Source organism: Priestia sp. JNUCC 25, assembly GCF_053667915.1.
Genome location: NZ_CM132211.1, coordinates 3428103 through 3453738, shown reverse-complemented (window position 1 = coordinate 3453738; position 25636 = coordinate 3428103). Strand labels below are relative to the sequence as shown.

28 protein-coding genes, 6 tRNA genes, 1 rRNA gene and 2 other RNA genes are annotated in these 25636 nt (G+C 37.6%); 23 read left to right on the top strand and 14 right to left on the bottom strand.

Features of this window, described 5'->3' with window-relative positions:
• Positions 1–204, top strand: coding sequence for a 4-oxalocrotonate tautomerase (locus JNUCC25_RS18015; protein ID WP_454222265.1), 204 nt, complete (start codon positions 1–3; stop codon positions 202–204).
• Between the two features lie 107 nt (positions 205–311).
• Here the strand turns inward: JNUCC25_RS18015 and kynB are convergent, their stop codons facing one another.
• The 4 genes from kynB to kynU all read right to left on the bottom strand — a co-directional run bounded on the left by kynB (position 312) and on the right by kynU (position 4711).
• Complete coding sequence (gene kynB / locus JNUCC25_RS18010) at positions 312–938, bottom strand: arylformamidase (RefSeq protein WP_013058271.1); 627 nt, start codon at positions 936–938, stop codon at positions 312–314.
• A gap of 32 nt (positions 939–970) precedes the next feature.
• On the bottom strand, positions 971–1825 hold the full coding sequence (gene kynA / locus JNUCC25_RS18005; RefSeq protein ID WP_013058270.1) for a tryptophan 2,3-dioxygenase: 855 nt from the start codon (positions 1823–1825) through the stop codon (positions 971–973).
• A gap of 39 nt (positions 1826–1864) precedes the next feature.
• Positions 1865–3307: an amino acid permease gene (locus tag JNUCC25_RS18000; protein WP_055992711.1), complete on the bottom strand. Its 1443-nt coding sequence runs from the start codon at positions 3305–3307 to the stop codon at positions 1865–1867.
• A gap of 117 nt (positions 3308–3424) precedes the next feature.
• Complete coding sequence (gene kynU, locus JNUCC25_RS17995; protein ID WP_078082056.1) at positions 3425–4711, bottom strand: kynureninase; 1287 nt, start codon at positions 4709–4711, stop codon at positions 3425–3427.
• A 189-nt stretch (positions 4712–4900) separates the two neighbouring features.
• Between kynU and JNUCC25_RS17990 the strand changes: the two genes are divergently transcribed.
• Entirely contained in the window at positions 4901–5515 is a 615-nt protein-coding gene (locus JNUCC25_RS17990; RefSeq protein ID WP_013058267.1) for a TetR/AcrR family transcriptional regulator, read from the top strand.
• A gap of 184 nt (positions 5516–5699) precedes the next feature.
• On the opposite strand, the gene JNUCC25_RS17985 is transcribed toward JNUCC25_RS17990, so the two are convergent.
• Positions 5700–6257 carry a DUF4352 domain-containing protein gene (locus tag JNUCC25_RS17985; RefSeq protein WP_078082055.1) on the bottom strand — a complete coding sequence of 186 codons (558 nt, stop codon included), beginning with the start codon at positions 6255–6257 and terminating at the stop codon, positions 5700–5702.
• 431 nt (positions 6258–6688) lie between these two features.
• Here JNUCC25_RS17985 and JNUCC25_RS17980 point away from each other — a divergent pair, with 431 nt between their 5' ends.
• Positions 6689–7693, top strand: a complete 1005-nt coding sequence (locus tag JNUCC25_RS17980; RefSeq protein WP_454222262.1) for an AbaSI family restriction endonuclease — start codon at positions 6689–6691, stop codon at positions 7691–7693.
• Between the two features lie 253 nt (positions 7694–7946).
• Here the strand turns inward: JNUCC25_RS17980 and JNUCC25_RS17975 are convergent, their stop codons facing one another.
• Positions 7947–8102, bottom strand: coding sequence for a hypothetical protein (locus JNUCC25_RS17975; protein ID WP_013058266.1), 156 nt, complete (start codon positions 8100–8102; stop codon positions 7947–7949).
• Between the two features lie 356 nt (positions 8103–8458).
• Here JNUCC25_RS17975 and JNUCC25_RS17970 point away from each other — a divergent pair, with 356 nt between their 5' ends.
• The 12 genes from JNUCC25_RS17970 (at position 8459) to JNUCC25_RS17915 (ending at position 12387) form a co-directional block, all read left to right on the top strand.
• The gene (locus JNUCC25_RS17970; RefSeq protein WP_013058265.1) at positions 8459–8719 is read left to right on the top strand and encodes a hypothetical protein; all 261 of its coding nucleotides are present in this window, start codon (positions 8459–8461) and stop codon (positions 8717–8719) included.
• Positions 8720–9246: 527 nt separating this feature from the next.
• A complete protein-coding gene (locus JNUCC25_RS17965; protein ID WP_013058264.1) occupies positions 9247–9426 on the top strand; it encodes a small acid-soluble spore protein H in 180 nt (59 codons plus the stop codon).
• A 343-nt stretch (positions 9427–9769) separates the two neighbouring features.
• Positions 9770–9958: non-coding RNA, 6S RNA (ssrS, locus tag JNUCC25_RS17960), on the top strand.
• Positions 9959–9971: 13 nt separating this feature from the next.
• Positions 9972–10236, top strand: an RNA gene (ffs, locus tag JNUCC25_RS17955) — signal recognition particle sRNA large type.
• Positions 10237–10288: 52 nt separating this feature from the next.
• Positions 10289–10404 (top strand): 5S ribosomal RNA (gene rrf / locus JNUCC25_RS17950).
• Positions 10405–10529: 125 nt separating this feature from the next.
• Positions 10530–11381: a tyrosine-type recombinase/integrase gene (locus tag JNUCC25_RS17945; protein WP_078082053.1), complete on the top strand. Its 852-nt coding sequence runs from the start codon at positions 10530–10532 to the stop codon at positions 11379–11381.
• 340 nt (positions 11382–11721) lie between these two features.
• Positions 11722–11798, top strand: a tRNA-Ile gene (locus JNUCC25_RS17940).
• A gap of 15 nt (positions 11799–11813) precedes the next feature.
• Positions 11814–11906: transfer RNA gene (locus JNUCC25_RS17935), tRNA-Ser, on the top strand.
• 18 nt (positions 11907–11924) lie between these two features.
• A tRNA-Met gene (locus JNUCC25_RS17930) sits at positions 11925–12001 on the top strand.
• Between the two features lie 10 nt (positions 12002–12011).
• A tRNA-Leu gene (locus tag JNUCC25_RS17925) sits at positions 12012–12096 on the top strand.
• Positions 12097–12105: 9 nt separating this feature from the next.
• Positions 12106–12182, top strand: a tRNA-Arg gene (locus tag JNUCC25_RS17920).
• 114 nt (positions 12183–12296) lie between these two features.
• Positions 12297–12387 (top strand) — tRNA-Ser (locus JNUCC25_RS17915).
• 341 nt (positions 12388–12728) lie between these two features.
• Here JNUCC25_RS17915 and JNUCC25_RS17910 read toward each other — a convergent pair.
• Entirely contained in the window at positions 12729–13904 is a 1176-nt protein-coding gene (locus JNUCC25_RS17910; protein ID WP_013058262.1) for a NupC/NupG family nucleoside CNT transporter, read from the bottom strand.
• Positions 13905–14338: 434 nt separating this feature from the next.
• Here JNUCC25_RS17910 and JNUCC25_RS17905 point away from each other — a divergent pair, with 434 nt between their 5' ends.
• Entirely contained in the window at positions 14339–15004 is a 666-nt protein-coding gene (locus JNUCC25_RS17905) for an MOSC domain-containing protein (protein ID WP_013058261.1), read from the top strand.
• A 57-nt stretch (positions 15005–15061) separates the two neighbouring features.
• Here the strand turns inward: JNUCC25_RS17905 and JNUCC25_RS17900 are convergent, their stop codons facing one another.
• Positions 15062–15901 carry a C40 family peptidase gene (locus tag JNUCC25_RS17900; RefSeq protein WP_064471950.1) on the bottom strand — a complete coding sequence of 280 codons (840 nt, stop codon included), beginning with the start codon at positions 15899–15901 and terminating at the stop codon, positions 15062–15064.
• A gap of 514 nt (positions 15902–16415) precedes the next feature.
• Here JNUCC25_RS17900 and JNUCC25_RS17895 point away from each other — a divergent pair.
• Positions 16416–17330, top strand: a complete 915-nt coding sequence (locus tag JNUCC25_RS17895) for a DMT family transporter (RefSeq protein WP_063672313.1) — start codon at positions 16416–16418, stop codon at positions 17328–17330.
• A gap of 48 nt (positions 17331–17378) precedes the next feature.
• Here the strand turns inward: JNUCC25_RS17895 and JNUCC25_RS17890 are convergent, their stop codons facing one another.
• On the bottom strand, positions 17379–18029 hold the full coding sequence (locus JNUCC25_RS17890; protein ID WP_013058258.1) for a DUF975 family protein: 651 nt from the start codon (positions 18027–18029) through the stop codon (positions 17379–17381).
• 193 nt (positions 18030–18222) lie between these two features.
• Here JNUCC25_RS17890 and JNUCC25_RS17885 point away from each other — a divergent pair, with 193 nt between their 5' ends.
• Positions 18223–18576, top strand: a complete 354-nt coding sequence (locus JNUCC25_RS17885; RefSeq protein WP_064471948.1) for a DUF4181 domain-containing protein — start codon at positions 18223–18225, stop codon at positions 18574–18576.
• Here the strand turns inward: JNUCC25_RS17885 and JNUCC25_RS17880 are convergent.
• A complete protein-coding gene (locus JNUCC25_RS17880; protein ID WP_013058256.1) occupies positions 18551–18733 on the bottom strand; it encodes a hypothetical protein in 183 nt (60 codons plus the stop codon). The genes JNUCC25_RS17885 and JNUCC25_RS17880 overlap by 26 nt on opposite strands.
• A 141-nt stretch (positions 18734–18874) precedes the next feature.
• Positions 18875–19888, bottom strand: a complete 1014-nt coding sequence (locus JNUCC25_RS17875; protein WP_061859379.1) for a S66 family peptidase — start codon at positions 19886–19888, stop codon at positions 18875–18877.
• Between the two features lie 148 nt (positions 19889–20036).
• On the opposite strand from JNUCC25_RS17875, the gene JNUCC25_RS17870 reads away from it, so the two are divergent.
• Together JNUCC25_RS17870 and JNUCC25_RS17865 are read left to right on the top strand one after the other, a co-directional pair.
• Positions 20037–20549: a sigma-70 family RNA polymerase sigma factor gene (locus JNUCC25_RS17870; RefSeq protein WP_029323351.1), complete on the top strand. Its 513-nt coding sequence runs from the start codon at positions 20037–20039 to the stop codon at positions 20547–20549.
• A 19-nt stretch (positions 20550–20568) separates the two neighbouring features.
• The gene (locus tag JNUCC25_RS17865; protein ID WP_061859377.1) at positions 20569–21732 is read left to right on the top strand and encodes a DUF4179 domain-containing protein; all 1164 of its coding nucleotides are present in this window, start codon (positions 20569–20571) and stop codon (positions 21730–21732) included.
• 45 nt (positions 21733–21777) lie between these two features.
• Here JNUCC25_RS17865 and JNUCC25_RS17860 read toward each other — a convergent pair whose 3' ends face one another.
• Positions 21778–22197, bottom strand: coding sequence for a MarR family winged helix-turn-helix transcriptional regulator (locus JNUCC25_RS17860; protein ID WP_013058252.1), 420 nt, complete (start codon positions 22195–22197; stop codon positions 21778–21780).
• 143 nt (positions 22198–22340) lie between these two features.
• Between JNUCC25_RS17860 and JNUCC25_RS17855 the strand changes: the two genes are divergently transcribed.
• Together JNUCC25_RS17855 and JNUCC25_RS17850 are read left to right on the top strand one after the other, a co-directional pair.
• Complete coding sequence (locus tag JNUCC25_RS17855; protein WP_013058251.1) at positions 22341–22688, top strand: DUF6054 family protein; 348 nt, start codon at positions 22341–22343, stop codon at positions 22686–22688.
• A gap of 202 nt (positions 22689–22890) precedes the next feature.
• Positions 22891–23274, top strand: a complete 384-nt coding sequence (locus JNUCC25_RS17850; RefSeq protein ID WP_013058250.1) for a FixH family protein — start codon at positions 22891–22893, stop codon at positions 23272–23274.
• Between the two features lie 80 nt (positions 23275–23354).
• On the opposite strand, the gene JNUCC25_RS17845 is transcribed toward JNUCC25_RS17850, so the two are convergent.
• Positions 23355–23735, bottom strand: a complete 381-nt coding sequence (locus JNUCC25_RS17845) for a VOC family protein (RefSeq protein ID WP_029323343.1) — start codon at positions 23733–23735, stop codon at positions 23355–23357.
• A gap of 329 nt (positions 23736–24064) precedes the next feature.
• On the opposite strand from JNUCC25_RS17845, the gene JNUCC25_RS17840 reads away from it, so the two are divergent.
• Positions 24065–24232, top strand: a complete 168-nt coding sequence (locus JNUCC25_RS17840; RefSeq protein ID WP_013058248.1) for a hypothetical protein — start codon at positions 24065–24067, stop codon at positions 24230–24232.
• 247 nt (positions 24233–24479) lie between these two features.
• Here the strand turns inward: JNUCC25_RS17840 and JNUCC25_RS17835 are convergent, their stop codons facing one another.
• Positions 24480–25409, bottom strand: coding sequence for a DUF3298 and DUF4163 domain-containing protein (locus tag JNUCC25_RS17835; RefSeq protein ID WP_078082050.1), 930 nt, complete (start codon positions 25407–25409; stop codon positions 24480–24482).
• Positions 25410–25636: the final 227 nt, after the last annotated feature.

The window sequence follows — 25636 nt, the reverse complement described above, 5'->3', positions numbered from 1 at the left end:
ATGCCGATTGTACAAGTTCACCTTTTGGAAGGAAGAGAAGAAAAAGACATTAAAAACATGTTAGTAGAAGTAACCGAAGCAATTTCTAACAGCCTTCACGTTGAAAAGGAGAGAGTAAGGATCATTGTCAACGAGGTTCCATCTTCGCACTGGGGAATTGCAGAAGTATCAAGGAAAGAAATAGATATGAATAAGAAGAAATAAGTTGATTAGCTATAATAAAAGAGCGGTATATTTATATACCGCTCTTTTTTGTATACATCGGAAACTATCTAAGGAAAAAGAATCGTTCTTTTAATAGTCGCTTTAAGTTAGTTGATTTTTTTCAACAGCGCGCGCACAGGACTTCCATCAGCTTCAACTAAAGGGAGAGGAGCTGCGATTAGTTCATAGTCTCCTGAAGGGATTTTATCTAGTAAAACACCTTCTAAAATATGAATTTTATGGTATGCAAGTTCATGGTGAGCCGCTAGTTCTTTACTATCGAGTGGATCTACTGAAGGCAGATCAATGCCTAGCAGGCGAATGCCAAGCTTAGCAAGGTAGGGAGCTAAGCTTGGTTCAATGTAAGGAATGGTTTCCGGGAAAACACTTCGGTCTTGCCACGCGTCTGTTCGAATCAATAAGCGTGTAATACCTTTTAAAGTAACATCTGACAATTCATTTATTCCAATGCTTTTATTAGCTGGGATATGGACAACTTTTGTACGTCCAATATATAAATCTAAGTCCAAATCTATAACCTTTTTTCCGTTATCATCGAAATGAAAAGGTGCATCGATATGAGTGCCGGTATGGATACTCATTGTTATTTTTCCAACATTTACAGAACCGGTCTCTTCTTTACTCCAATTCACTTCATAAGAAAAGGGAGTATCACCAGGCCATCCTGCTGTTTTTTCGTCTAGAGGCTGTGAAATATCAATCCATTTGCTCATTCTTACTACCTCTCTATCTTTTTATAGAATATTTATAGCTTCGTTCGCAGGCTCCATAGTTCTGGGAAGAAGTGCTGATCCAGAGCTCTCTTTAAGTAATTCACTCCAGAAGATCCGCCTGTACCTTGTTTGTTTCCAATAATTCTTTCTACTGTACTCATATGACTAAATCGCCACATTTGCTGTTGATTTCCGATATCAACTAATTTTTCTGCTAATTCGTATAAGTCCCAATACTGATCAACGTTACGGTATACGGTAAGCCATGCATCCTCTACGCTGGCATTCGGTTCGTAAGGCTGTGAACAATCTCTTTGTAAAACTTCTTGATCTACCGGCAACCCGCGTTTCATAAGAGCATGAATAGCAGCATCATAGATACTAGGCTCATGAAGAGCCGTTTGCATTTTTTGATATAAATCCGCGTCATGCTGGTAAACAGATAGTGTATGGACATTTTTATTTCCTAAAGCAAATTCTATCAGGCGATTTTGATAAGATTGAAAGCCAGAAGATTGACCTAATTTATCTCTAAATTCCATGTACTCTGCCGGTGTTAAGGTAGAGAGAACACTCCAAGATTGAATTAGCTGCTGCTGAATTCTTGAAACGCGTGATAACATTTTAAATGAAGGTTCCAGGTTATTAGCACGGATGCACTGAATAGCAGCTGTTACCTCATGTAGAATTAGTTTCATCCATAGTTCACTAGCTTGATGGATGACAATAAACAGCATTTCATCATGGTGATTAGAAAGTCTATGCTGACTAGATAATATTTTATCAAGGTGCAGGTAATCTCCATATGACATAGCTTTCTGAAAGTCCGTTTGAAGTTCTTTCTCTAGTTCAACTGCATTTGGTGCCTTGTTATTTGTCGTTTTCATTTTGTATCCCCCTTGTTTTTATGTAAAATAACTTGAACGTTAACGTAATTCCTCTAATTCCTCTTTCAAGCTGCTATTAGCCATATCTTCTGCAAAATGATGGTTAACTTTTCTTTTCTTAGAGATAAAATAAGCAATGGATAAGAATGCTAACCAAGGAATTCCAAACTGAAGCATAATTTTAAAATCTGTAAACCAAGTGGTAATCATTAAACCGAGTAATAAGATGGCTCCTAAAATCGTAAAATAGGGAAAGCCAAGCATTCTTACCGGTAATTTTCTTCCACCAGATTTCTCCCATTTTTTTCGGAAGTAGAGGTGAGAAACAAATATCATAAGCCATGTGAACATAGCTCCGAACATTGAAATACCCATCATAAAGGCATATGAAGAGCTTGGGAGCAGTCCATTAACTGCTGCCGCAAGAAAAATGCCCAGGGTTGATACAGCAAGGGCCCATAGCGGTACACCTTTTTTACTTAGTCTCCCTAAAAAAGCTGGTGCATGTTTACTTTGAGAGAGAGAGAACATCATACGTGTAGAAGCATATAACTGACTGTTCATAGCTGATAGGGCAGCCGTTAAAATAATGAAATTCATAATTCCAGAGGCAGCCGGGATATTCAGAATTTCCATTACTTTCACAAATGGACTTTTATCAACTTGAGCTGACTTCCATGGAACAATCATTAACATGATGCCTATAGTCAAAACGTAAAAAGTAGTTAAACGAAACACAGTTGCTTTTAAAGCCTTCGGAACGGCTACATCAGGCTCTTTTGCTTCTCCAGCTGTAACTGCAATCATTTCGGTTCCTAAGAAACTAAAGAGGGAAATAAAGACAGCTACCCACATTCCCCACCACCCGAAAGGAAGGAATCCACCATCATTTACAAAATTATCTGTACCCATATTAGGGCGTGCATCTGTTCCAAACAGAACATAGGATCCTAAAAGAATAAAGCCCACAATTGCACTGATTTTTATCATAGAAAACCAATACTCAAAAGTAGCAAACGTATTAACACTAGTTGCGTTTACATAGATTAGTATAGCAGCAAACACTAAAATCCAGACAATACCCGGAACGCTTGGAAACCAGTACTTCATATACACGGCTATTGCACTTACTTCTACTCCAACGGCGAGAACGTTGGCTATCCAATATGAATAGCGAACCAAAAACCCTGCCAGGGGATGTACATATTTTTCAGAAATTGTTCCAAACGATCCAGAGGTAGGGTGGGCCACTGTCATTTCTGCCAAACACCCCATTAAGAGTAATACAACAAAAGCTCCTAAGGCATAACTAACCAATACACTAGGTCCAGCTGTTTGAATCGCAAGTCCACTGCCTAAGAATAGTCCAGTTCCAATTGCACAGCCCATCGAAATCATTGTCAATTGACTTGTTTTTAGATTTCGTTTTAATCCCTTTTCTGCGTCATCTTTGTTTGGCAATTGAGTATTGTGGTTTTTCATATTTCATCTCCCTCATAGTTTCAAAATAATGGTTTGGCTGCATATCTACGTAAAATAGCTTCCTTAAGAATTAGAAAGCGCTTACTTTTCTCGTTAAAAAAACAAGTAGTTTAGCTTTTACGCCACTACTTCACGTTCGTTTTTAAATTTTTCATATTCTTTATCGTTCATAATTTTCTTCAAAGTTTGTACTACTTCCCAGACTTCTGTATAAGAAGTATAAAGAGCAACAGGAGCAAGACGAATAATATTCGGAGCGCGAAAATCTGGAATGATACCATTCTCTTTTAATGCTTTACAAATGCGCGCTGCTTCCTTATGTTCAAGACTTACGTGCCCTCCGCGCTTTTTATCTTCTCTAGGGCTTCCGAGGGTAAAATTGAAGTCACTCAGTTCTTTTTCTAATAAATACATTAAATAATGATTGATTTTAAGAGATTTAGCTCGAATATTATCTATACCAGCCTCAGTGAAAATTTCTAGCGATCCAATTAAAGGAGCAAGACTTAAAACGTGGGGTGTTCCAATTTGATAAGCACCGGCTGAATCAGCAGGTGTTAATGTGTGCTCCATATCAAACTGCTTTTCTTTTTTTGAACTAAACCAGCCTGCTAAACCAGGTGCTGTTCCAAAATGTTTTTTATTTACATATAAACCGCCTACACAGCCAGGTCCACCGTTTAAGTGCTTATAATTACACCAATATGCAAAGTCCACATCCCATTTACTAAATGAGTGAGGAATTGCACCAATAGAGTGGCAGCCATCAAATCCAATCAAAATTCCACGTTTGTGTGCTTCAGTCGTCAATCGTTCCATATCTAATATTTGGCCGCTGCGATAGAGTACAGTTGGTAGGATAATTAAAGCAATCTCATCGGTCATAGCCTCAATAATGTCAGCTTCTTCTAAAAAACGGCCATCGCGGCTTTTTACACGTATAAGGTGAGTGTCTGGACTGTATCCGTGGGTTCGCAGCTGACTTTGAAGCGCATAAATATCAGATGGGAAGGTCAATTCATCAGCTAAAATCTTTGTGCGCGTTCCTTTTGGGTTGTAGAAAGTAGCTACAAGCTGATGAAGGTTAACTGTTGTCGAACCAGTTACAATGACTTCTTCGCTAGAAGCCCCAACTAACGGCGCACTCATTTCACCTAATTTTTCGGACAAGGAGAACCATGGATGTTTCCCCTGAGTCCATCCATCAATTCCTTGTTCTTTCCAATCATTTAATACTTCTATAAGTCTGCGTTCAGCTCTTTTAGAAAGGAGCCCCAATGAGTTTCCATCCATATATATGGAATCAGGCTTTAAATAAAATTCGTTACGAAAACTTGAAAGGGAGTCTTCTTGATCCAACTGTTTGGCATACTCTAATGTGGGTTTAAAGGTATTTAATTGCATAATTTTCCTCCTCTGCATTACTTAATATGTATCCTAGAAGAATCGTAACAAAGAATATGACACAGTGTCAATAATATAATTTTGAAAATTAAAAAAATAATTTTTGTAATAAATTCTCTTTATTACTTTTCGTTTTGTGAAAACTTCTATATCCTAGAGAGTAAAACGGATAGGGAGGAAGGAGCCTTAATGAATGAAAATAATATTGAAGATAAACGGCATTTACGTTCAATAAAGACTCGACAAAAATTATTAGAAGCTGCAAGAGAAGTATTTATACAAGAAGGTTTTCACAAAGCAACTATCACTCAAATAATAAAAAAGGCAAGGGTTGGGTATGGGACTGCATACGTTCATTTTGAAGGAAAAGAAGACTTTTTAGTTGTATTAATGGAGAATGTTATGGAGAAATTTTATGAAATTGCCGAGGCTGCATTTTTACCCGCATCTGTAAATGAAGCAGAAGAAATGATTCATAAACAAACGAACGAGTTTTTAAAAATGGCTGAGGATGAACAAAAAATGCTGCAAGTGTTTGAGCAGGCTATTGGTATTTCTCCTCTCGTTTCAGAGAAATGGAAGAACATTCGGGAAAAGTTTATTCAACGAATTTCAGAAGACATTGCCTATGCGCAGCGCAATGGATTAGCACGTAAAGATGTACATAACGAGTTAGTAGCAAGAGGGTGGTTTTTCACTAATGAAATGTACCTTTGGGAAATTGTTCGTAATGAATATGAGCACCCTGTCGAACAAATTGCTAAGAATATCGCATCTATTTATATTAAAGGACTCTATTTATAATTTCCGTGCGTAAATTGCACTTGTTTGAAACAAGTATATAGTATCCCGTTACTATTCAACATTCTCTGCAGAAAAAGGGGCCGTTTCCCCATATACTCTCTCACGGGTATAGATAATAGTATAAATATAATAAAGCTCACTAAACGTTGAACGTTTAGTGAGCTTTTTACTCTATGGAAAAGTATTATTTAATTTGAACTTTACTTCCGTTTATTTCAATATACCATTTACCTTTTGCATAGCTATCTTTTGAAACCTCAAATACGTCAACATCCGTAACTTTGATACCTGGATTTAAATCACTTGCAATCTTAGAGTCATCAATGTTAGTTTCAACTGCATAATTTGATGTTGCATCAATATCAGCGTCATATTTTGTTCCTTTTTCATCAATGAGGTTAATTGTTGGGGTTGAAAAAGCACCTAATGGTTTGTCAGAGATGTTTTTAACAGTCCATTGAATAGCAACAAGTGTACCGCCTTCAGAAGCTTTTTTATTTGCATATTGGTTTCCAACTTGTTCTCTTTCTTCTACTGTTGTTACAGAAACTTCTGCTTTATCATCTACTGTAAAAGTGTCTCCCACTTTATGAGCTTTTTGTTCTTCTGATTTTGAAGAGTTAGAACTAGATCCAGAACCAGAACCACTATCGTCTCCACCTGATGCTACGACAGCAATTACTACAATAAGTGCAATAAGAATAATAAATCCTAAGCAGCCAATCTTAAAAAATTTTTTCATTTCAGTACATTTCCTCCTGTAAACATTAAACATGCATTTATTATGTATTTAAAATACATGTTTAATGTTTACATATATATAGTTATATTACAATATTAAATTTCCTTATTTTGATAATAGGTTAGATCAAACTGCTTAATATACACTAATATGGACTTGTTATCCTTAAATTAAGTCTTGATATGTTTGTTTTGGTTGATTTTAGTATATATAAATTATTTTGCCAATATATATACTAAAATAGGATGTGAGTATGTATATCAAAATAACTAGCAGAAACTTCTAGCAATAAGAAGAGGGAATCGTAAATGCAAGGTCCAGTAGACAGTTTATTAAAAGAGTTGCACTCCCCTCATCGTTCGGATATGGTTATTTAGGAATTCATTTTCATAATGCTATAGAAGAGGAAAAAGAGAGGATCTAGAAAAGTAATGAGCAAGTATGACTATATCAAAAGACAATTAGCAAAAACGAATAAAAAAAATGATGAGAATTATATCATTACAAGGATCTGGCATTTGCTTGATAATTACGATATGAAAATAAATACTCAACAGTATGTAGTACGATCAAATAAAAACCAAAGGGTCGAATACGGCTTAATTGATTTGTATTTTCCACAGTTTAATTTGGCCATTGAAATTGATGAAGCCCATCATATGAATGATATAAATCAAACACTGGATGAAATTAGAAAAAACGATATTGTGAACGCCTTAGATTGTGATTTTATAAGAATAGATGCTACTCAATCTCTTGAAAAGATTCATGAAAAGATCGACCAGGTAGTAGAAAAAATTAATCTGCTAATAAAAGAGCAATGGTTTATTCCATGGGATTTGGAGAAGGAATATGATCCAAATACTTATATTGAACAAGGATATATAGATGCTGATGACAATATTTCTTTACGGTTAGTTGCAGACTGTTGCAATGTGTTTGGAGCTGGCTATGCTCACGGAATTCAAAAAAGCGGAGCCCCGCACAAATTTGAAGAAGATACAGATATTAAAAGATTAAAATTTTTCCCTAATGAAACTTGGAACAATCAACTTCTTGAAAATGAGGAAATATTTATTGAATATAATACAATTCCAGAAGAGAACGAAGCCTACTTTCAAAAAAGAATGTATCAGCTGAATCAGAAGATCGCGCTATTTGCATACGCTAAAACTTCTTCTGGACGATTTGAAGCGATATTTAAAGGACTTTATGTACTAAATCGTGAAAAAAGCAAAGATACAGGCGTTCTAACTTATAATCGTATATCGACCATAATGCCGACTTACTATCCAAAAGATGTTAAACAACCTCTTAGAATCGCAGAAGCCTATAATAACGAAGGATATAAAGTAGCACACTTTTATACAGAGAATCAGGTTAGAAAATTTGAAGGTAAATATAAAAAGAGATATAAGATAATATCGTATTCATAAAAAAATGTTTTTATTATAAGTTTCGGAAAGAATGGTTATGTTAAGCTACACTTTTTTATTTTGTTATAATACTTAACGATTATCTAATGTGAGATACTTTCTTTTTATTTGAATTCTGTTTTCATAATAGAATTCAAATTCTCTTTAGCTTGGTGCCTCTTTTGCACATAAGTCTTCTTCACTCTATAAAAGAAACCTCAGTTCAAGTCATACATTTGAACTGAGGTTTCTTATTATCCTCGAAAGGTTAAATTTATTTTTTATTTACTTGGCGTCCACTTTTTTTCTGGCTCTGGGAACTTGTGTTGCCAGTTTGAAATTCATTGCCTAATTCAACATCATTTCTTTTATCTTGCTTCTCTACTTGCTCTCTTGTCTGATTCTTTTTCTGTATCCCTTGTTTTGACATTACTTATCTCATCTCGCTTTCATCTAGTATTGTTTTTAATATGTGCAACTATAAGAAAAAACATATAAATTAAATAAATAATTTGTTAGTTGCTTCTGAATCAAAGCCCTATTTGCCACTAGGCTGACCCCGGCATATAAACAACCGAGCACATCTTACATTACTACCTACGTCTTACCTAATGCAGTAATTATTCTTTTTTAGTTTTAGGGTGGACGGACAAGCTTTATGGGATTAATTTGATTTTGGAATAGGTGAGAATAGTATCGTAAAAAGGACACATAATTAGTAAAACAATTACTGTTGTTTAATATGTCAGGAAATGAAGATTTTACTCATTTTTGGAAGAAGTTGTAATGGAGAAAGATCAAACTTTGAAAAATGCGATGAATGAATGGGCACGTGTAACTGAAGACCCAGAAATGTTAATGACTTATGAAGTAAACCAGGAATTCCAAGTAGATGAAACATTAACATTAAAAAAAGCTGAAAAACAAGGGAAAAAAAGAGCTATTAAGAGAGTAGCGTTAAGAATGCTACAAAAAGGTATGGATAATCAAACAATATCTGAATTAACTGAGCTTACAGAAGAAGAGATTGAACAGATTCGTAAATAACGAATGTAAACCGAGGGTAGGAAGGAATATATCCAAAACAAAATTTTATTTTATCACGATAAAAAAAAGGGCTACCCCAAAATAGGAAAGAGGTAGCTTGCTCTACTCAAGCAAAAAATTGAATACATTGGTTGAGTTAAAACAACTACATTATTTTAACATGTATAAAATTTTTAGTAAAACGCTATCATTTCCAGTTTTATTACCTAATTTCCTCTGCTAAAATGGAATCATAGGGATGAAAAGAGAAGGGTAGATGAGGCATATGAGTACGAGTCTATTGCTAACTTTAGGAGTTATATTTTTGGCAACAATAGCTATAGCCATTTTAATTAAGATTCCAGAAGAAGATTAAACTGAATAATAAAATAAAAAGCTATCTCAAATAATAAAGGAGATAGTTTTTTTACTGCTTTATGTCTCATTTGAAAAATTAAAATTGATTTTATATAGAGGAATTAAATGCATAAAAATTAATTAAAAACAAATACTTTCACTGTCATAAATAAAAAGGAGGCTAGATAAAGATGGATGCACAAAGAGCACAAGAAATTGCCGATTCAGTGGACATGGCCAATGTAATATATAACGGGAAAAGCATTTACATTGAGCATGTAGACCAACAAAATGGGGTAGCTACAATTCATAACCTGGATGAACCAAATAATAAGCAAAGTGTTTCTATATCTGAACTAACAGAACAATAATTTACTCTTAGAATAAAAAAGCCATTTTATTTAGGCTTTTTTTATTTTTCTCTTATTTTTATGGAGAGAGGATAAGAAGAAAAAATAACCACATTAGAAAAGTAGTGTTAGATCAAGGATGTATAAAAATCTAACCGTAATGAACTTCATTTTTAAATGGAGGACTCAATATAATGAAACACGACTCCTTATAACTTCCATCTTTCAAAGAAATCCCTTCCCAACAACAGTAAATCAAGCAAATAAGAAAACGTTGAGGGTTAGAAGTCATTTTTTCGTTTATGTTGACTTCTACGAAATTTTATTGTAGGATAATCTATATCATCAATAAACACATTAAATACTTATCCTACGATGCACGTTATGCCCTATTTGTTTTGAACCGTACTGTTTATTTGGGATTCCTACATTTGTTGACTGATGCCATGCCTGTCTTTGACACAGGATCGCTGGAACGTTAATATGCGGAAACCCACCTGCGAGATCGCGGGTTCACAAAACAGATTGGGAGGACGACATAGGTGGGAATCCCTTAACTGTACATACCGTGCTAGACGGGGAGATGGCGGTGCCCTGTAACCTGCAATCCGCCTTAGCAGGGTTTAATTCCTAACAGAGGTATGAGTCAGGTAAGGTCTGACTTGGACAAGTGGTGTTGACAACTGGGTCCTGCACAACAGAAACCTATGAACATGGTCAGGTCCGGAAGGAAGCAGCCATAAGTAGATTCTTCTGTGTGTTGCAGCACAACCCGGTCGAGCTAACTGTACAAGTAACGCTTATTTGATCATGTCAATGACGGGTGCACGGTGTTTTTACTTAGCAATTTTTATTTAGTGTTAAGAAAACTATCTTTAATAGGTCTGGTGGCGATAGCAGAGAGGTCACACCCGTTCCCATATCGAACACGGAAGTTAAGTTCTCTAGCGCCAATGGTAGTGGGGACTTTGTCCTTGTGAGAGTAGGACGTTGTCAGGCAAAAAAACAGCTCATTATATCAATGATGGGCTGTTTTTTTGTATATTAATTTCGTTTAAATTGATTTCTACGAAATTAAATGTTATGTTTTATGTAATTTATTAGTACATGTAGGAGGATTTAGAGTGAAAAAAAATAGCCTAGAAGTTATTCCGGTGATTGATGACTTTAGCCAATGGTTAATAGAATCAGGCAAATCTGATAATACGATTAAAACCTATCGAGCAGTGCTAAACCAATTTCATGAATGGCTTCTAAGTGAAGGTAGAAACTTAGATCAAGTAACAAAAAATAATGTCCAAACTTATATGATTAACCTTGAATCTAATAATAAAAGTGCGTCGACTATAGAAAAAGCTTTTGTCACAATTAGCGTTTTTGCACGCTTTCTTGAAAAACCAGAAATTGTTCAAAATATTGAACGTAAACGAAAAGAGAAAAACAACGAGGTTGTACCACAGTCATTAGAAGCAAGTGAGCTTGACCGTCTTTTATCTGAAGTAAAGCAACAAGGAAACCTTCGTGATATTGCTATTGTATACACTTTATTACATACAGGGGTTCGAGTATCAGAAATTTGTGCTTTGAATCATAAAGACGTAGAGATTAACAAATCTGACGGTTTTTTAATTATCCGTAATGCTAAAGGGTGTAAAAAGCGATTTGTTCCTCTTTCTACAGAAGCAAGGAATAGTTTAAAGAAATATATTGATTCACTTGATTCTAATCATGAAGCTTTATTTGTCTCTAATTTTGATAGAAGAATGTCTCCACGTACGGTTCAGTACATGTTAAAAAAATATAATGTAAATCCTCATAAATTACGCCATACTTTCTGTCATGAGTTAGTTAAGAAAGGGATAGATATTGCAACAGTTGCCGAATTAGCAGGCCATTCTGATGTGAATGTTACAAAACGATACCTAAAATCTTCTACAAGAGATTTAGAAAATGCGATTACGCAAACCTTTTTATAAAAATAAGCTCTGTAACAAGAATCATGATTCTTGTTACAGAGTTTTTTTATTTAGGTGTATGTTCCTACTTAATAATTGCAAAATTAAGTATTAAAACAAAACTTACATAGATGTTGACTTCTACGAAATTATAAGATAAAATAATTTTTGTTGGTAGCGAAACAGATATTAATTATTAAATTACTAGTCCATGTTTCATATGAAGGGGTAGCATACGGATAAATGTGACTGACTATAAATAATGTCCAAACTTATTGGTGGCATAGTCAAGGTCTGCAATACCTTTATCACCGGTTCAAATCCGATTGCCGGCTCCACATTCTAATAGAGAGCTTAGAAAGGACCTTTAGCTCAGCTGGTTAGAGCAGACGGCTCATAACCGTCCGGTCGTAGGTTCGAGTCCTACAAGGTCCACCATTGAACCTGAAATATGGAGGAATACCCAAGTCTGGCTGAAGGGATCGGTCTTGAAAACCGACAGGGGTGTCAAAGCCCGCGGGGGTTCGAATCCCTCTTCCTCTTCCATTATATCTTTGTTATTATCGCGGGGTGGAGCAGTTCGGTAGCTCGTCGGGCTCATAACCCGAAGGTCGCAGGTTCAAATCCTGTCTCCGCAACCATTTTTCACATGCGGATGTGGCGGAATTGGCAGACGCGCTAGACTTAGGATCTAGTGTCTTATGACGTGGGGGTTCAAGTCCCTTCATCCGCACCATTTTAGGAAGCGCCCGTAGCTCAATTGGATAGAGCGTTTGACTACGGATCAAAAGGTTAGGGGTTCGACTCCTCTCGGGCGCGCCATAAACGGGAAGTAGCTCATTTTGGTAGAGCCCAAGTCTGATAAGCGTGAGGTCGGTGGTTCAAGTCCACTTAGGCCTACTATTATTCCACAGTATTTCAATGGAAGATCCATACAGAGAAGTACCCAAGTGGCTCAAGGGGCTCCCCTGCTAAGGGAGTAGATCGTTAACGCGGTGCGAGGGTTCGAATCCCTTCTTCTCTGCCATTTTATAATTTTATCTGGTCCGTTGGCCAAGTGGTCAAGAAATTATCCTTTTAAAAAGGTAACACGGGTTCGAATCCCGGACGGGTCATTACAAAAAAGGCAGTTTGCTGATAAAGCAAGCTGTCTTTTTATTGGATAAGAGATATTGCTTTAATCCATTATGTAAAACTAATTTAAATGTTATTAGAATGAAGATAAAAAGCATTTGATAATAGTGCCGATAACTCGGAGTATGTCAACAGAGATATTTAATAAATTTCAACATTGTAGAAACGCTCCAGCTATAACCCAAAAAGAACAACCAAACAAAAAAGCACTCACCACAAGTGAGTGCTTTTCCATTAAATAAATAATCCAACCATAATACCTGTTAAAATCGATCCCATTGTAGCGACTAACAGCATCTTTAAGCCGAACTTGGCAACCCTTGAAGCTTGTTCGCCGTTGATTGCTTGGATCGTACCAAGAACGATACCAATTGAGCTAAAGTTTGCAAATGAGATTAAGTAAGCTGATACGATCCCGACCGTTTTTTCAGAAAGGTGAGGCATCATTTTTTGGAAGTCAAGCATGGCAACGAATTCGTTTGCTACTACTTTTGTTCCCATTACGCCGCCGGCTCTCATTAGTTCATCTGCCGGAATACCCATGATAAAGGCAATTGGGTAGAAGATATAGCCTAAAATGTCTTGAACAGTTAATCCAATTACGCCGTTTAATACGTAGTTCACTAATGCTAAAAGACCAACGTACGTTACAAGCATCGCTGCTACGATTAACGCAACGCGTCCGCCGTCTAGTGCTCCGTCACCGATTGCTTCAAACAGCGTGCCTTGCTTAGCAGGCGCTTTAATATCGACTTCGTTTTCATCTTCTACTTTTACAGGTGCAACGATAGAAGAAACGATTAAGCCAGAGAATACGTTTAGCGGAAGGGCAATTAATACGTATTCCGCCGGAATCATCTGCATGTATGCGCCTAGAATCGAACAAGAAACGGATACTAAAGACGTTGTTGTGACGATAAATAAACGGTTTGGTGTTAAACCTCCGATGTGGTTTTTCACCGCAATTAGCGCCGTTGTATCACCAAAAATCATTGCGTTCACGGCTGTGAAGCTTTCAATTTGGGGAAGTCCGGTAATTTTTGAAACAAGTCCTCCGATATATTTGATCCCAAAGGGTAAAATACGAGAGTAGTTTAAAATACTTAATAATGCTGAAACGAATACAATCATAACTAACGTTTGGATAAAGAAAATGCCTTTTCCTGCAAGATCTCCAAACACGAACGAAATTCCGTCGTTACCAAATGATAAGATCTTTGTAAATACACTCGTAATAAAGTCAAGCACCTTGCGACCAATCGATGTATTCATCATAAAAGCAGAGATAGCGAGCTGAATAACCAGCATAACTGCGATGCCTTTGTAGTTGATAAGTTTCTTGTCGTTTGACATGAGGAACGCAACTGCTAAGACAATTACAATTCCGATAATTCCCATTAAAATTGACATTTACTTTTCTCCTTACATGTACTCTATATTTATAAAAGAGGGACGTGCATAGAAATGACTATGTAAATCGGCCTCTATTTTATATAAAAATCAGGACTTTCACGCTAGTTTTAGTAAAAATGGGCAAAATTTTTTAGGCCATTGTAAAAAATGACGTAATGGTAAAATAATATTTACTATGTGCTAATATGTAAAAAAACATGCAGAACTGACATAATAACTTATATTTCGACAACCTCTACTATCTTAAATCATTTCGAACAAAAGAAAAAGAGGAAATGAAGATATTTTTAATATAATTGTGAAATATTTTTTAAACTTTCATGATATTGCCAAGATTTTAGTGGAATACACAAAAAATAAGAGCGCCATCTTTAAAATGTGGTAAAATATGACGTAATTAGTAAGGGAAAACGGGGAAGGGAGAGGCACGAATGAATCAACGTAAAATAATTCATTTAGCAACCGGCATGCCTGAACAAATGGCATACAGTCCTGACAAAGAAATGCGCACAGGCATATGCAAGAAGCAAGTAGACGAAACGTTTTTAGCAAAAGAAGGGTTTCAAGGCGACGGCGTAGCGAACTTAAAGTATCACGGCGGTCCGGATCGTGCGGTGTGCGTATATCCGTATGAGCACTACAAAAAATGGAACGAAGAGTTTGATACGGAGCTGCCAATGTCTGCGTTTGGAGAAAATCTTGTTGTTGCAGGCATGCTTGAAAAAGAAGTATGCATTGGAGACATTTATCAAGTAGGAGACGCCGTTATTCAAGTGACGCAAGGGCGAAATCCATGCGACACAATTACAAAGCGAACGGGCGTTAAAGGGATTTTAAAACGAATGATTGAGACAAGCTATACCGGATACCTTTGCCGCGTGCTGAAAGAAGGTACGATTACGCAAGGTGCAGAAGTGAAATTGATTGAAGCTCATCCAAACCAAGTATCCGTTTGGTTTACGCTTGATTTATATTTCCATCGTTCAAAAGATGTAGAAGGGATGAAGCGGGCTTTAGAAGTGGCTGAACTAGCTGAAGACTGGAAGCATAAATTTCAAACGCGTATTGAAAAGGCGCTTTCCGTCGCGCAGCGATAAAAAGTAAATGCCCTCTAATCGTTAGAACGTATCTAACGATTAGAGGGCATTTTTTTCTTAGAAGCGTCCGTATCCTAAGAAATGATCTTGATAATAAGAAACATCTAGGTCAGCTACAGCTACACCGTGTGAACCAGCATGAATCATTTGGCCGTTTCCGATGTAGATTCCCATGTGAGATGGGCCGCTTGTGTATGTGTTTTGGAAGAATACTAGATCGCCTGGTTGTGGAGACGAAATTTTTGTCGCCATGTTCCAGTAGTTTGCTACGCTTGTACGTGAAATGCTGTGACCGCTATGGTTGAACACGTATGCGATAAAGCCTGAGCAGTCAAATCCGCTTGGTGTGTTTCCTGCCCATTGGTAAGGTGATCCTACTAAACTACGTGCAACATTTACTGTGCTTCCAGAAGCCGTGCTTGTTGTTGGAGCAGGTGCTGGTGTGCTTGTTTCTTGTGCTGCAGATGTAGATGCTGTAGAAGTAGAAGGAGTTGATGTGCTTGCACCTTTTACTTGGCTTGCGCTTGGTTTACCTGATGCAATTGTTACATAGCTTGAGCTTTTTGAAATCCATTTATTTGGTGCAATTTCAACTAAGCCGTTTGCTTCTTTTAAAATAGCAAACTCTTGACCTTGTGTTGCAGTTCCAACAACTGGAGATGAAAAGCTAGCTCCTTGACGAATATTTAACGCACTCACGTTTACGATGACTTTTTGATTAGTAGTAGTAGTTGCTTGTTGTTGAGGTACGCTTGGCGTTACCTTTTCTTGTACGGGTGCTGGTGCAGCGCCTCCGTCATTTGCACTTGCTGAAGTTGTGCTAAATGTTAGGGCAGCGGGAACAAGTAATGCTGCTAACCCCATATTCATAACTGTACGATTTGCTTTCTTTAGCATGTTCTTTCTCCCTTTCCATAACTTGTTTTATTCACAACTGTGAGTCTATCAATCCTGACAGGAAAAGTAAACATCTAATTCCAAATTACGACATTTTGTAACATAGTTTTAATATTAAAGGGCGATATAAGTAGAATTGTCACCTTCTCTGTAATAATTCTGATAATTTATCTAGGTAGAAATGTTTAGGAGATTCATAGATTTATTAGAAAATATGTAAGCTAAATGAAAAAGGGGAGCAGAAACCCAGCAGCTGAATGGCTTCAAGGCTTTTAGGATGTATAAAAGCTATAGGTAAAAATGATATCGTCACTAGCGATGCACTTTATTTTTTCCTAAATGAGCACATAGAGAAGAAAGATACGCTGTCATAAAAGAAACTCAGTTATTATAGCTGCTATGCATGAAGTACATTAAAAGCGTGCAATTGAAGTGAGCAAAAAAGAAGCGTAGTATACAAGGAGGAATGAACGCGTGAATCATTTACATTCATATATGTAGGAGTGGTTGTTGTATGAAACAGTCATCATCTTTTATTAATGGAATTCTTTTAGCTGCTCTTGTACTGATTTGGGGATTAACGTGGCCGATGTCGAAGCTGGCGCTTGGCTATTCATCGCCTATTTTGTTATCTGGACTGCGGTCATTAAGTGCTGGAATCATCTTATTAGCAGTCGCACTGCCAAGATATAAACAGCTTCACTGGAAGCAGAACTGGCGTAAATATATGGTGTCAGGTCTATTTAATTCAATCTTATTCTACGGTCTGCAAACGATTGGACTTATGTTTATGCCCGCAGGAGTCTTCAGCGTTATTGTCTACTTACAGCCGGTGCTCATCGGCATTATTGCATGGCTGTGGATTGGAGAAAGCATGAACGCTGTGAAGATAGGGGGCTTGCTTCTTGGTTTTGTAGGTGTAGCTACCATCAGCATGGGAGAATTATCTGCTAATGCTTCAGCCATTGGAATTCTTTTAGCTGTCCTTACGGCACTGAGCTGGGCGATTGGAACCGTTTATATCAAGCGTATTAGCGACAGTGTAGATGGCATTTGGCTTATTACTGTTCAAAGTCTTGTCGGCGGAGTAGTTATGACAGCAGCTGGCAGCAAAGTGGAAGGATGGTCTCATATGATGTGGAATTCATCATCTATGCTGCTGCTTTTATTTTTAGCACTGTTTTCTGTTGCCGTTGCGTGGCTCATTTATTTTTATTTAATTAGTAAAGGAGAGGCCAGCAAAGTGGCGTCCTTTAATTTTCTTGTTCCGATTATTTCAATTGTCATTGGCACGCTCTTTTTAGACGAACCGTTTACGTCGTCACTTCTTGTAGGGCTGGTGCTTATTATTATCAGTATTTATTTAGTGAATAAAAAAGCGAAGAATCAAAAGTTAAAGCCCTCTGATGGAGGAGACCAGGCAGCGTGAAGCTATTCATAAAAAAACCGTATTCGCAACTCGAATACGGTTTTTCGTTTATTCAGCAACTTCAGTTTCATTTGCTTTTAGCTTTTCATAAAATACGCCAAGCGAAGTCGTTACATACGGAACAAGCCATAATAACCCAATGCCAAGCGTGATGATACTTAAAATTCCCCAGCCGATAAAGCTTAAAACAAGTAAAAAGTAGGTCCACTTGTAGCCGTTCATTAACCGTCTGCTTTCAGTAATAGACTGATTGACTGAATAATCTGGGTTATCGCGGAATACGTAGTAAGCCTGTGAATAGGCAAGGCTTTTGATGATGCCAGGAATGATTAATAAAATGCTCCATAGCACGGTATAAATAATCGTTAGCAAGTAAAGTCCGAGGGTTCTAAAATATAATCCCGCAGATGAAAACGAATCAAACACGTTTCCTACACGTACACTTTCTCCTCGCACCAGACGCAATAGTACCCAGTAGTAAGAGAAAAAGAGCGGTACGAGCAGCAGGGATACAATATTAGCTAAGGTAGACTGAGAGTATTCGGTTTCAGACCCGCTTGGAAATCCGTTGATTAAAAAGTCAATAAGTCCTGGAATACCGGCAGCAATTAGATACGTAACGAACGTAAGCAGTACGGCAAATCCCCAGCGGTTTTTCAGCGCTGCGAGTGCACCTTGCTTCACTTCTTTTATTCTCATAACTTGATGTCCCCCTCTAGGTGAGTTTATACAGAGAATTTAACCTGTACATTAGTCAATATATTAGCGATTTTTGAATATATGAATGCTTGCACTAATAAGTTGTGTAAAGATTTTTTAGATGCTTGAAATTTGTGGAAAGTCCTTTAAAATGGAAGTATAAGGATATTTCCGGTGGGAAGGAGGAATGAAAATGACGCTTGTGTATTTGCTGATTCTGGCAGTCGTCTATGTCTTTCTAGATTATTGCCTGCGAAAAAAGCTGCATACAAAGATGACAAAAAGTTATTGGAGAAGCTTTAAAGGAAGGCGTCCGCTGTTTATTACAATTGAAATGGTGATGCTTGCTTCGTTTTTAGTGCTGATCTTTGTTATACCTCCAGCCTACACCTCCGTTTTTATGTTTCTTTTCTTGTTTCTCCTGTACGTGCTTCGAGGTTTCGAAGAATGGAAGTTTGAAAGAAAGCAAAAAGAGCACTACCACTCGTGGTTTGGTGCAACTTTTTTCTTATTTGGGACGTTTATATTACTGATGACAGATATGTAAAACAGGATTGAGACATAACGAAATGAACCGCTGTTGATTTCCGTGCAAGACTTCGCTTTCCGCGGGCGGCCGGTGAGCCTCCTCGTCGCGTGTGCTCCTGCGGGGTCTCACCTGTTCCGCTTTTCCCGCAGGAGTCTTCGTCTTGCTCTCCAATCAATCACTAGAAGCACCTACATATATGAAACAAGCCTACGTTCACCATACCCATGAAAAAATTCGAACGAATTGGATTCTCCATCAAGAATCAAGTTCGTTCGGATCTTCCTTCAATCAAACTACTTTTATACAAGCTTCTTTTTTACGTAAAGTATTGAACGACTGTGCCTTTGTTCTTCTCTAAGTTAACACTCGCATACGCGCCGTTAATAAGCGTGAGCTGAGGAGGGAGGTGGCCGCAGTCGATGTCATAGATAACTGGAATATGTAAGTCAGAGGCAAGGTCGCGATACACATCTTCAGCGGTGTAGGAATCAACGGGTTTATTAGCGCTGCTTCTGCCAAATAAAATACCCGAGCAGTTGTCAAACCAGCCCGCTAGCTTAAGCTGAAGAAGTGAACGGCGAAGGTCAGCGGTCGTGAGTTCACAGTTGTCAAAGTACCAAATGACCGGCTCAGCAGGAATGTGTTTTTCTCGAAAAGCTTTTACGTCTCCAAAAGGAGTGCCCGCTAAGTGTCTGATTACGTCAATACATCCTCCGAGCAGTCGCCCTTCGATGTGCACGTCGCTTAACTCTGTATGCTTCCAAGCGGTTTGTTTCGTTAAATGAAACACGCATGGTGACGGATTGTCATGCTGCCATTCTTTTTGATAGCGATCAGAAGAAACTTGAACCACACTTTCTCCTTTTTTGGTCGTCAGTACCTGCTGCCACATCGCAGTTGTTGGGTCCCAGTATTCTCCTCGCAAGTCCACAAAGTTGGTTCCATGAGCCGTTGCAATCCCAGTATTAAGTGTAATAGTCAGCAAAAGAACGCTGGTGTCAGAATAGCCAAGCACCCATTTTGCTGTCCATTTTGTAAAGTCGAGATGTTCAAGAATTTCAATCAGCAGCTCGCCTCCCCAAGGAGGAATAATGATATCAATGTTTTCATTAGCAATCATGGCTTGAAGCTCATTTGCACGTTTTTTAGGAGAAGCGGATTTTGCTTTGTGCTGCGTCCAAACCGTTTCTCCCGGTATAACAGAAAAGCCTTTTTCTTTCATTCGTTCACACGATAAAGAAAACATGGAATGAAGAGCTTGAGGTACACCAGAAGAAGGTGCGGTTATGCCGATGGTTGGGTTAGATGTAAGAAAAGGATAAGTAATCATAGCGGCCTCCTTCAAAGGTTTTAGCTTATTTTACCAGTGAGGGAAATACTGAACAAGCTTATTTTTCATTTAATTTAGGAAGATTGATAGGTTTTGTAAAAAGAATCCGTATTAATAGATGTAAAAGCAAGCGGAAAGGAGCAATGTCATGGAAGATGACTGGATTGTTGCGTGTATAACGCGAAAAAAAGAAAAAGGATTAGAGCTGTTAATCGATCAGTACGGAGGGTTAATTACGGCCATTGTACGCAAGCATCTAGGCACGCTGAAAAGTTATGAAGAAGAGTGTGTAAACGACGTGTTATTAGCGGTGTGGCATCATATTGATCGCTTTGATTCGGAGAAAAACACGTTTAAAAATTGGGTTGCGGCTATTGCGAAGTATAAAGCCATTGACTATCAGCGCAAATACATAAAAACGCAGCACGAATCGCTTAGCGAAGCGGGAGTGGGTGAAACATCAGAAGTTTATAACATTCAAACAGACGACGTGGAAGAACTTTTAGGCCACTTAAGTGAAGGAGACCGCGAGCTGTTTAAAGCGTATTACTTACAGGAAGTCGAGCTGAAGCAAATTGCTGAAAAACAGCAGACCACCATCAGCAATTTATATAACCGGCTGTCGCGCGGACGAAAAAAATTAAAAGCGATTTTTAAATGAGAAATAAGGAGGGACAAAGATGAAAAATCAATATGACTTATTAAACGGATCTTCTGTAGATTTTGATGAATATGAAGAAATTGAGCTAACGGCAAGCGAGAAAAAGCGAATGAAAAAACGCTTAAAACGTGAAATAAAGCCGGCACGAAAAAAAGCGCGTCCGCTGATTGCCGCTGCGGTGCTGCTGCTTGCCGTGACGCCTGTAATGATGCAAAACGAAACGGTATGGGCATCGGCTGTGCGAATCAGTCAGCAAATTGGCCAGCAAATCGAGCTGCTTATGAACAAGCCTGAAGGCAGCTTGAGCAGCTATAAAAAAACGGTAAATGAAACGGCAACGGACCAAGGCATTCAAGTAAAAGTAAATGAGCTGATGCTTGATGACGGACAGGTGCTGCTTGGGTTAACGATTAGCGCAGATGAATTTAGAAAAACGGCACTAGGTCTTAACAGAAACACGCCAATTCGACCAGGAGAGCTGCGCGTGAAAATTGGCAATATGTCGTTTTTTGATTCGGCTTCGAGTATTAGAGAGGAACCAATCAAAAACAAAGACGGAAGCTGGAGCTATCTGTACGCTTTAAAACTAACGCAAGCGGACACGGACGGAGACGGGAAAATCGATGTGGAAGGCTACAATGTGCTAGATCATATTGATCCGAATAAAAACTATCAAATCAGCGCTCAGTTCACGAGCCTTGATTTTGAAAAGAATCCTAGCCAGACGAAAAGCGGGAACTACCGGGATTCCTACGGGGAAATTAAAGGAAATTGGACGGTTCATACAAGCGTAAATGGCTCAAAAATCATCGCTGATACAAAAGTGTATCCGTTGAATAAAGAAATTCCGATTAACGAAAAAGGAATAAAAGGCGTATTGTCCATCAAAGAAGTTCGCGTATCGCCTGTTTCGATTAAGCTACACTATACGTTTACATCGTCAACAGGAAGCATTCGAAACGGAACGAACGTGGGCGTAAAAATAAAAGATCAAAATGGAAGAGATCTTTCTGAAAGCGGCAGTGGAGGAGGAACAGACAGAGTGCTAGAAATGGACGAAGAGTACCGAAACGACAAAGGAGTGGTTATGCTTCGATTTGTTCCGTATGTAAGTGATTACGAAAACGACAGTTCAAAAGATTTAACTTCGGACGCCTTTAATTTGAAGGTAAATAACAAATAACAAACTAAAAACCAGATGCCTGCTTAGCGAGCATCTGGTTTTTTATTAGATATCCATTTTATTTAACAAGCGAAGAAACGTCTGTAATTCTTCATCCGTAAAATGTCCAAGCTTTTCACCATATTCTTTGGTGAGCACTTTTTCCATTTCTTCTGCAAACTCTTTTCCTTTATCCGTAATCGATAAGTAGACAACACGACGGTCTTTTTGACTGCGTACGCGCGTAACAAATTCTCTTTCCATTAATCGGTCGCTGATGCACGTCATGCTACTGTTTGAGATGTGCATATGCTCGGCAATCTCAGAAACGATATGATTCCCTTCTTTATACAGCATGTGAAGCGCTAAAAATTCATTTAAAGGAATATATGATTTTAAAGTAGGGATAACCGATAACTGCATTTTTTTCGTTTGGTTTCGCATCGTTGAAACAACATTTTGGATAAGTTCATCTCGTGTATTCATTGAGGTTGTGTGCTCCTTTTTCCGTTCAAACAATTTCTTTTCTTTTCTATTGTACCATATTGTTTATAAAGATAATGGGCAGGTTTTTTAAAGAGAAAAAGAGAAGTAGTATCTATCTGTTGCGATAGAAAGGGGCTTGAGTGATGGACAAGATAATTGAATTTAAAACGACGCTGCTTCCTTTTGATGGAGCAAAAAAGCTTGTGAATGCAAATAATTCGGAAAGTGACTTGTTATACAAGGAATATTATGATCTCGGAGACGGCAAGCAGATCTGTACGCTTGTGTTTGAACGCTATTTTTTCCGCACCGGCGGCAGGGGATCACTAACGATTATTTTAGAAAATGTGTCCGGTCCAAACAAAGTAAAGTGTATTCCTTCAGGAAGCGCAGAAGGGATATTAAATATTGATTGGGGAGCAAGCAAGGATTTTGTACGATGGGTAGAAAACGCACTGTCATCGTACACGTTAGAAGAACCGCAGAGATAAAGGCAAAGCTGGAGAAGGCAATGAGCTTCTTCAGCTTTTTTTGTGAAGCGAAGGGCGAGTAGAGAAATGAAAAGATGCAAAAGCTACTGTAGAAATAAGAACTTTATGTGGACAATAAGCATTTTTTCTCTTTTTACCGGATAAATGAGTATAATATTAAATTGCAGGAAGACTTCACATTTACATAACAAAGGAGAACATAATGAAAAAACTCAGCATTGTATTATTTGTTTTAATGATAGCTATAGTAGGCTGTTCAAAAGGAAATGATTCAAGTTCAAAAGAAGTAAAAGGAACGATTGAAGTACCGGAATCAATTCAAGCAAATGAACAAGTCAAGCTTAAAGTCCTTGTGACGCAAGGAGATAAAAAAGTGGAAAACGCCGATGACGTGCAGTTCCAAGTTGAAAAAGAAGGCTACATCAATCAAGAAATGACAAAAGCACCGCACGAAGGAAAAGGCGTATACAGCACGGACTATACGTTTAAAGAAGACGGCGAATATATGATTACCGCTCACGTTACGGTAGACGGTGACATGAAAATGTTTACGAAAAAAGTAGAGGTAGGCAAGTCTAAAGAGTAGTACCTATAATTGAAGAAGCGGCTTATATAGCCATTTAAAAGAGAATGCCTCGTGCATTCTCTTTTTTTAATAAGGTTGTTTTAATCTAAGTAATTCGATAGCTCAATCAAATTGTGATCAGGATCTCGAATATAGACAGAAACAATAGGCCCTACAGCACCTGTACGTTTGACCGGTCCTTCTTCAATTTCTACATTATGTTTTTGTAAATGATTGATTACGCTCTCAATTTTTTCCTCCGTAATAAAACATAAATCAGCGGAGCCTGGAAGAGGATGCTTTGCTTTTGGCTCAAATTCATGGCCTGCTTGATGTAAGTTTATTTTTTGTTCACCAAAACGAAGCGCTATTCTTCCTTCTCCGAACGTTTCTTTCTGCATGCCTAAAATAACCGTATAAAAGTGAGTCGTTTTTTCCATGTTTTTTATCGTTAGCACAAAATGGTCCAACTTTTTAATCATTTCGTTTCCTCCTAACAATGTGAACTTTCTTCCTCTGAAAATAGAGTAAGTATTGGATGAGATCTGAGAGGTTTTTCTATAAATAAGTATATCATTTGTAAGGAGGAGGATGGCCAAAGACAGCTGTATGTCTATTTTTAGTTCAAAAGAGCGTTTTATAAATAGCCTGTTTTTTAAAATGTTGTGGTTTTACACAATGCATTAAAGGTTTATGGAATTTTATGTTAATATTGGATGAGGAGTAGCATTTATTTTAGTAACTCGGTCGGGAAAGTTTGTTGAGTAGATGTGTTAAAAATTTAAATACATATAAGAATGGAGATGCTCATATGTCTATGGGGATACTTTCTTTAATTACTTTTGTTATCTGGTTTGTAGCAATTCAAGAGTTTTTAAAACCTGAAAAGAATCAGAGTAACCGAAAAATAATGATGTTAACATCCGCAGGCTCCTTGCTGACGTTAGTTCTGACCATTTCACTTTTTCAAACACTATAAAAATACCTCGAAAAGCAGTTTTTCCTCGGCTATCGGAAGCGTAATTTAAGCAGCCCTGAGTTCTTCCATGGCTGTATAATTTGATTTTCTGCAATATCTCAAAAAATGATGGTAAAAGGGAAGGGGATTAGGAATAACCTTTCTTTTTTGCTCCGCTTATTCTGCAGAAAAAAAGAAAAAGAAGCTTATGAACTGATGGTTCGTAAGCTTCTTTTTTCTTGTACTAGTTTAGTTTTATACGACCATATTACTTATAAACGCTAGACGGAATTTTAAACGTATGAATGCCGTTAGAATACGGGCCGTACTCATATTCACCAAATATAATGGCAATGCCGCTACTTGTATAGTAAAACTGATCTTCTTTTAAATTTACAGACTTAAATTCATTAACCCAGAACTGAGCACCCTTTTTATTACGAGCAATCATTTCATTACGAATATAGTTATTAACTTTATTTAACTTAGTGTTGTTGTTAATAATATCTTTTAAGCTAATTTGTCGAGCTTTCAACAAATCGTAATTGTACGTATCAATCCAAGCGTTGCCGTGAGCGCCGCCAGCGTACGCATCATTCGTAATAGCAACACTTAAAATATTATCTTGGTTGTAAGGTACAGAGTATGTCATATTACGATAATAAGGACCTGGTGCCCAGCCGTTTTTGCGGTCTTCCTTCTCTTGTTCTTTTAGCTTGTTGTGTTCTTTTTGTGCTTCCTTAGCAATGTTTAAAAACTTTCGATTATAGCTAGCCTCAAATGGTTTATTGATAAGGCCAGATACCTGCGGATAGCTAATGTTGCTTGCTAAAGATTTCTTCGTAACCGTTACTCCTAGTGCTTGAATTTTGTCACTAGGTGCTTTTTCATACTTAATACTTGATGACTTTTGAGCATAGGTACCCTTTGATACCCCATACAGACCACCAAATTTACTTGACTCAGAATACACGCGAAATACTTGCCCTTTTGTCACTTTTCTAGCTGCTACTAACTTGTTGTTTTTAATGTTGTAAAGATTAGTATTCTTTAAAACGGTAACGCGTCCTATTTGCCCTTTAACCAGTTCTTGATTCCCCCACACGACTTTTGCTTCTGCAACTGTTTGCGAAGCAAGCGGTGAGAATAACAAAGCCAAACCTAAAACAACTGCGCTAACCCTTTTGAACCTTTTCATAAAAGCCTCCTAAAGTGATTTTTGTAGGTTTTAAAACTAATCAATACTTTATTTTCAAAAAAACCCATTTATTAGTATAGCACAGGATTTACAGGTTTTTACTGTTTTTTTGTTTCTTTTTTACTGATTTATTTTCAGTATGATTTTTCATAAATATTTACGAACACAGGCTGTAAGTAAGAAAAAAACACAGTATTTTACCCTAGACTAAAAAAGTTTCCTATGGT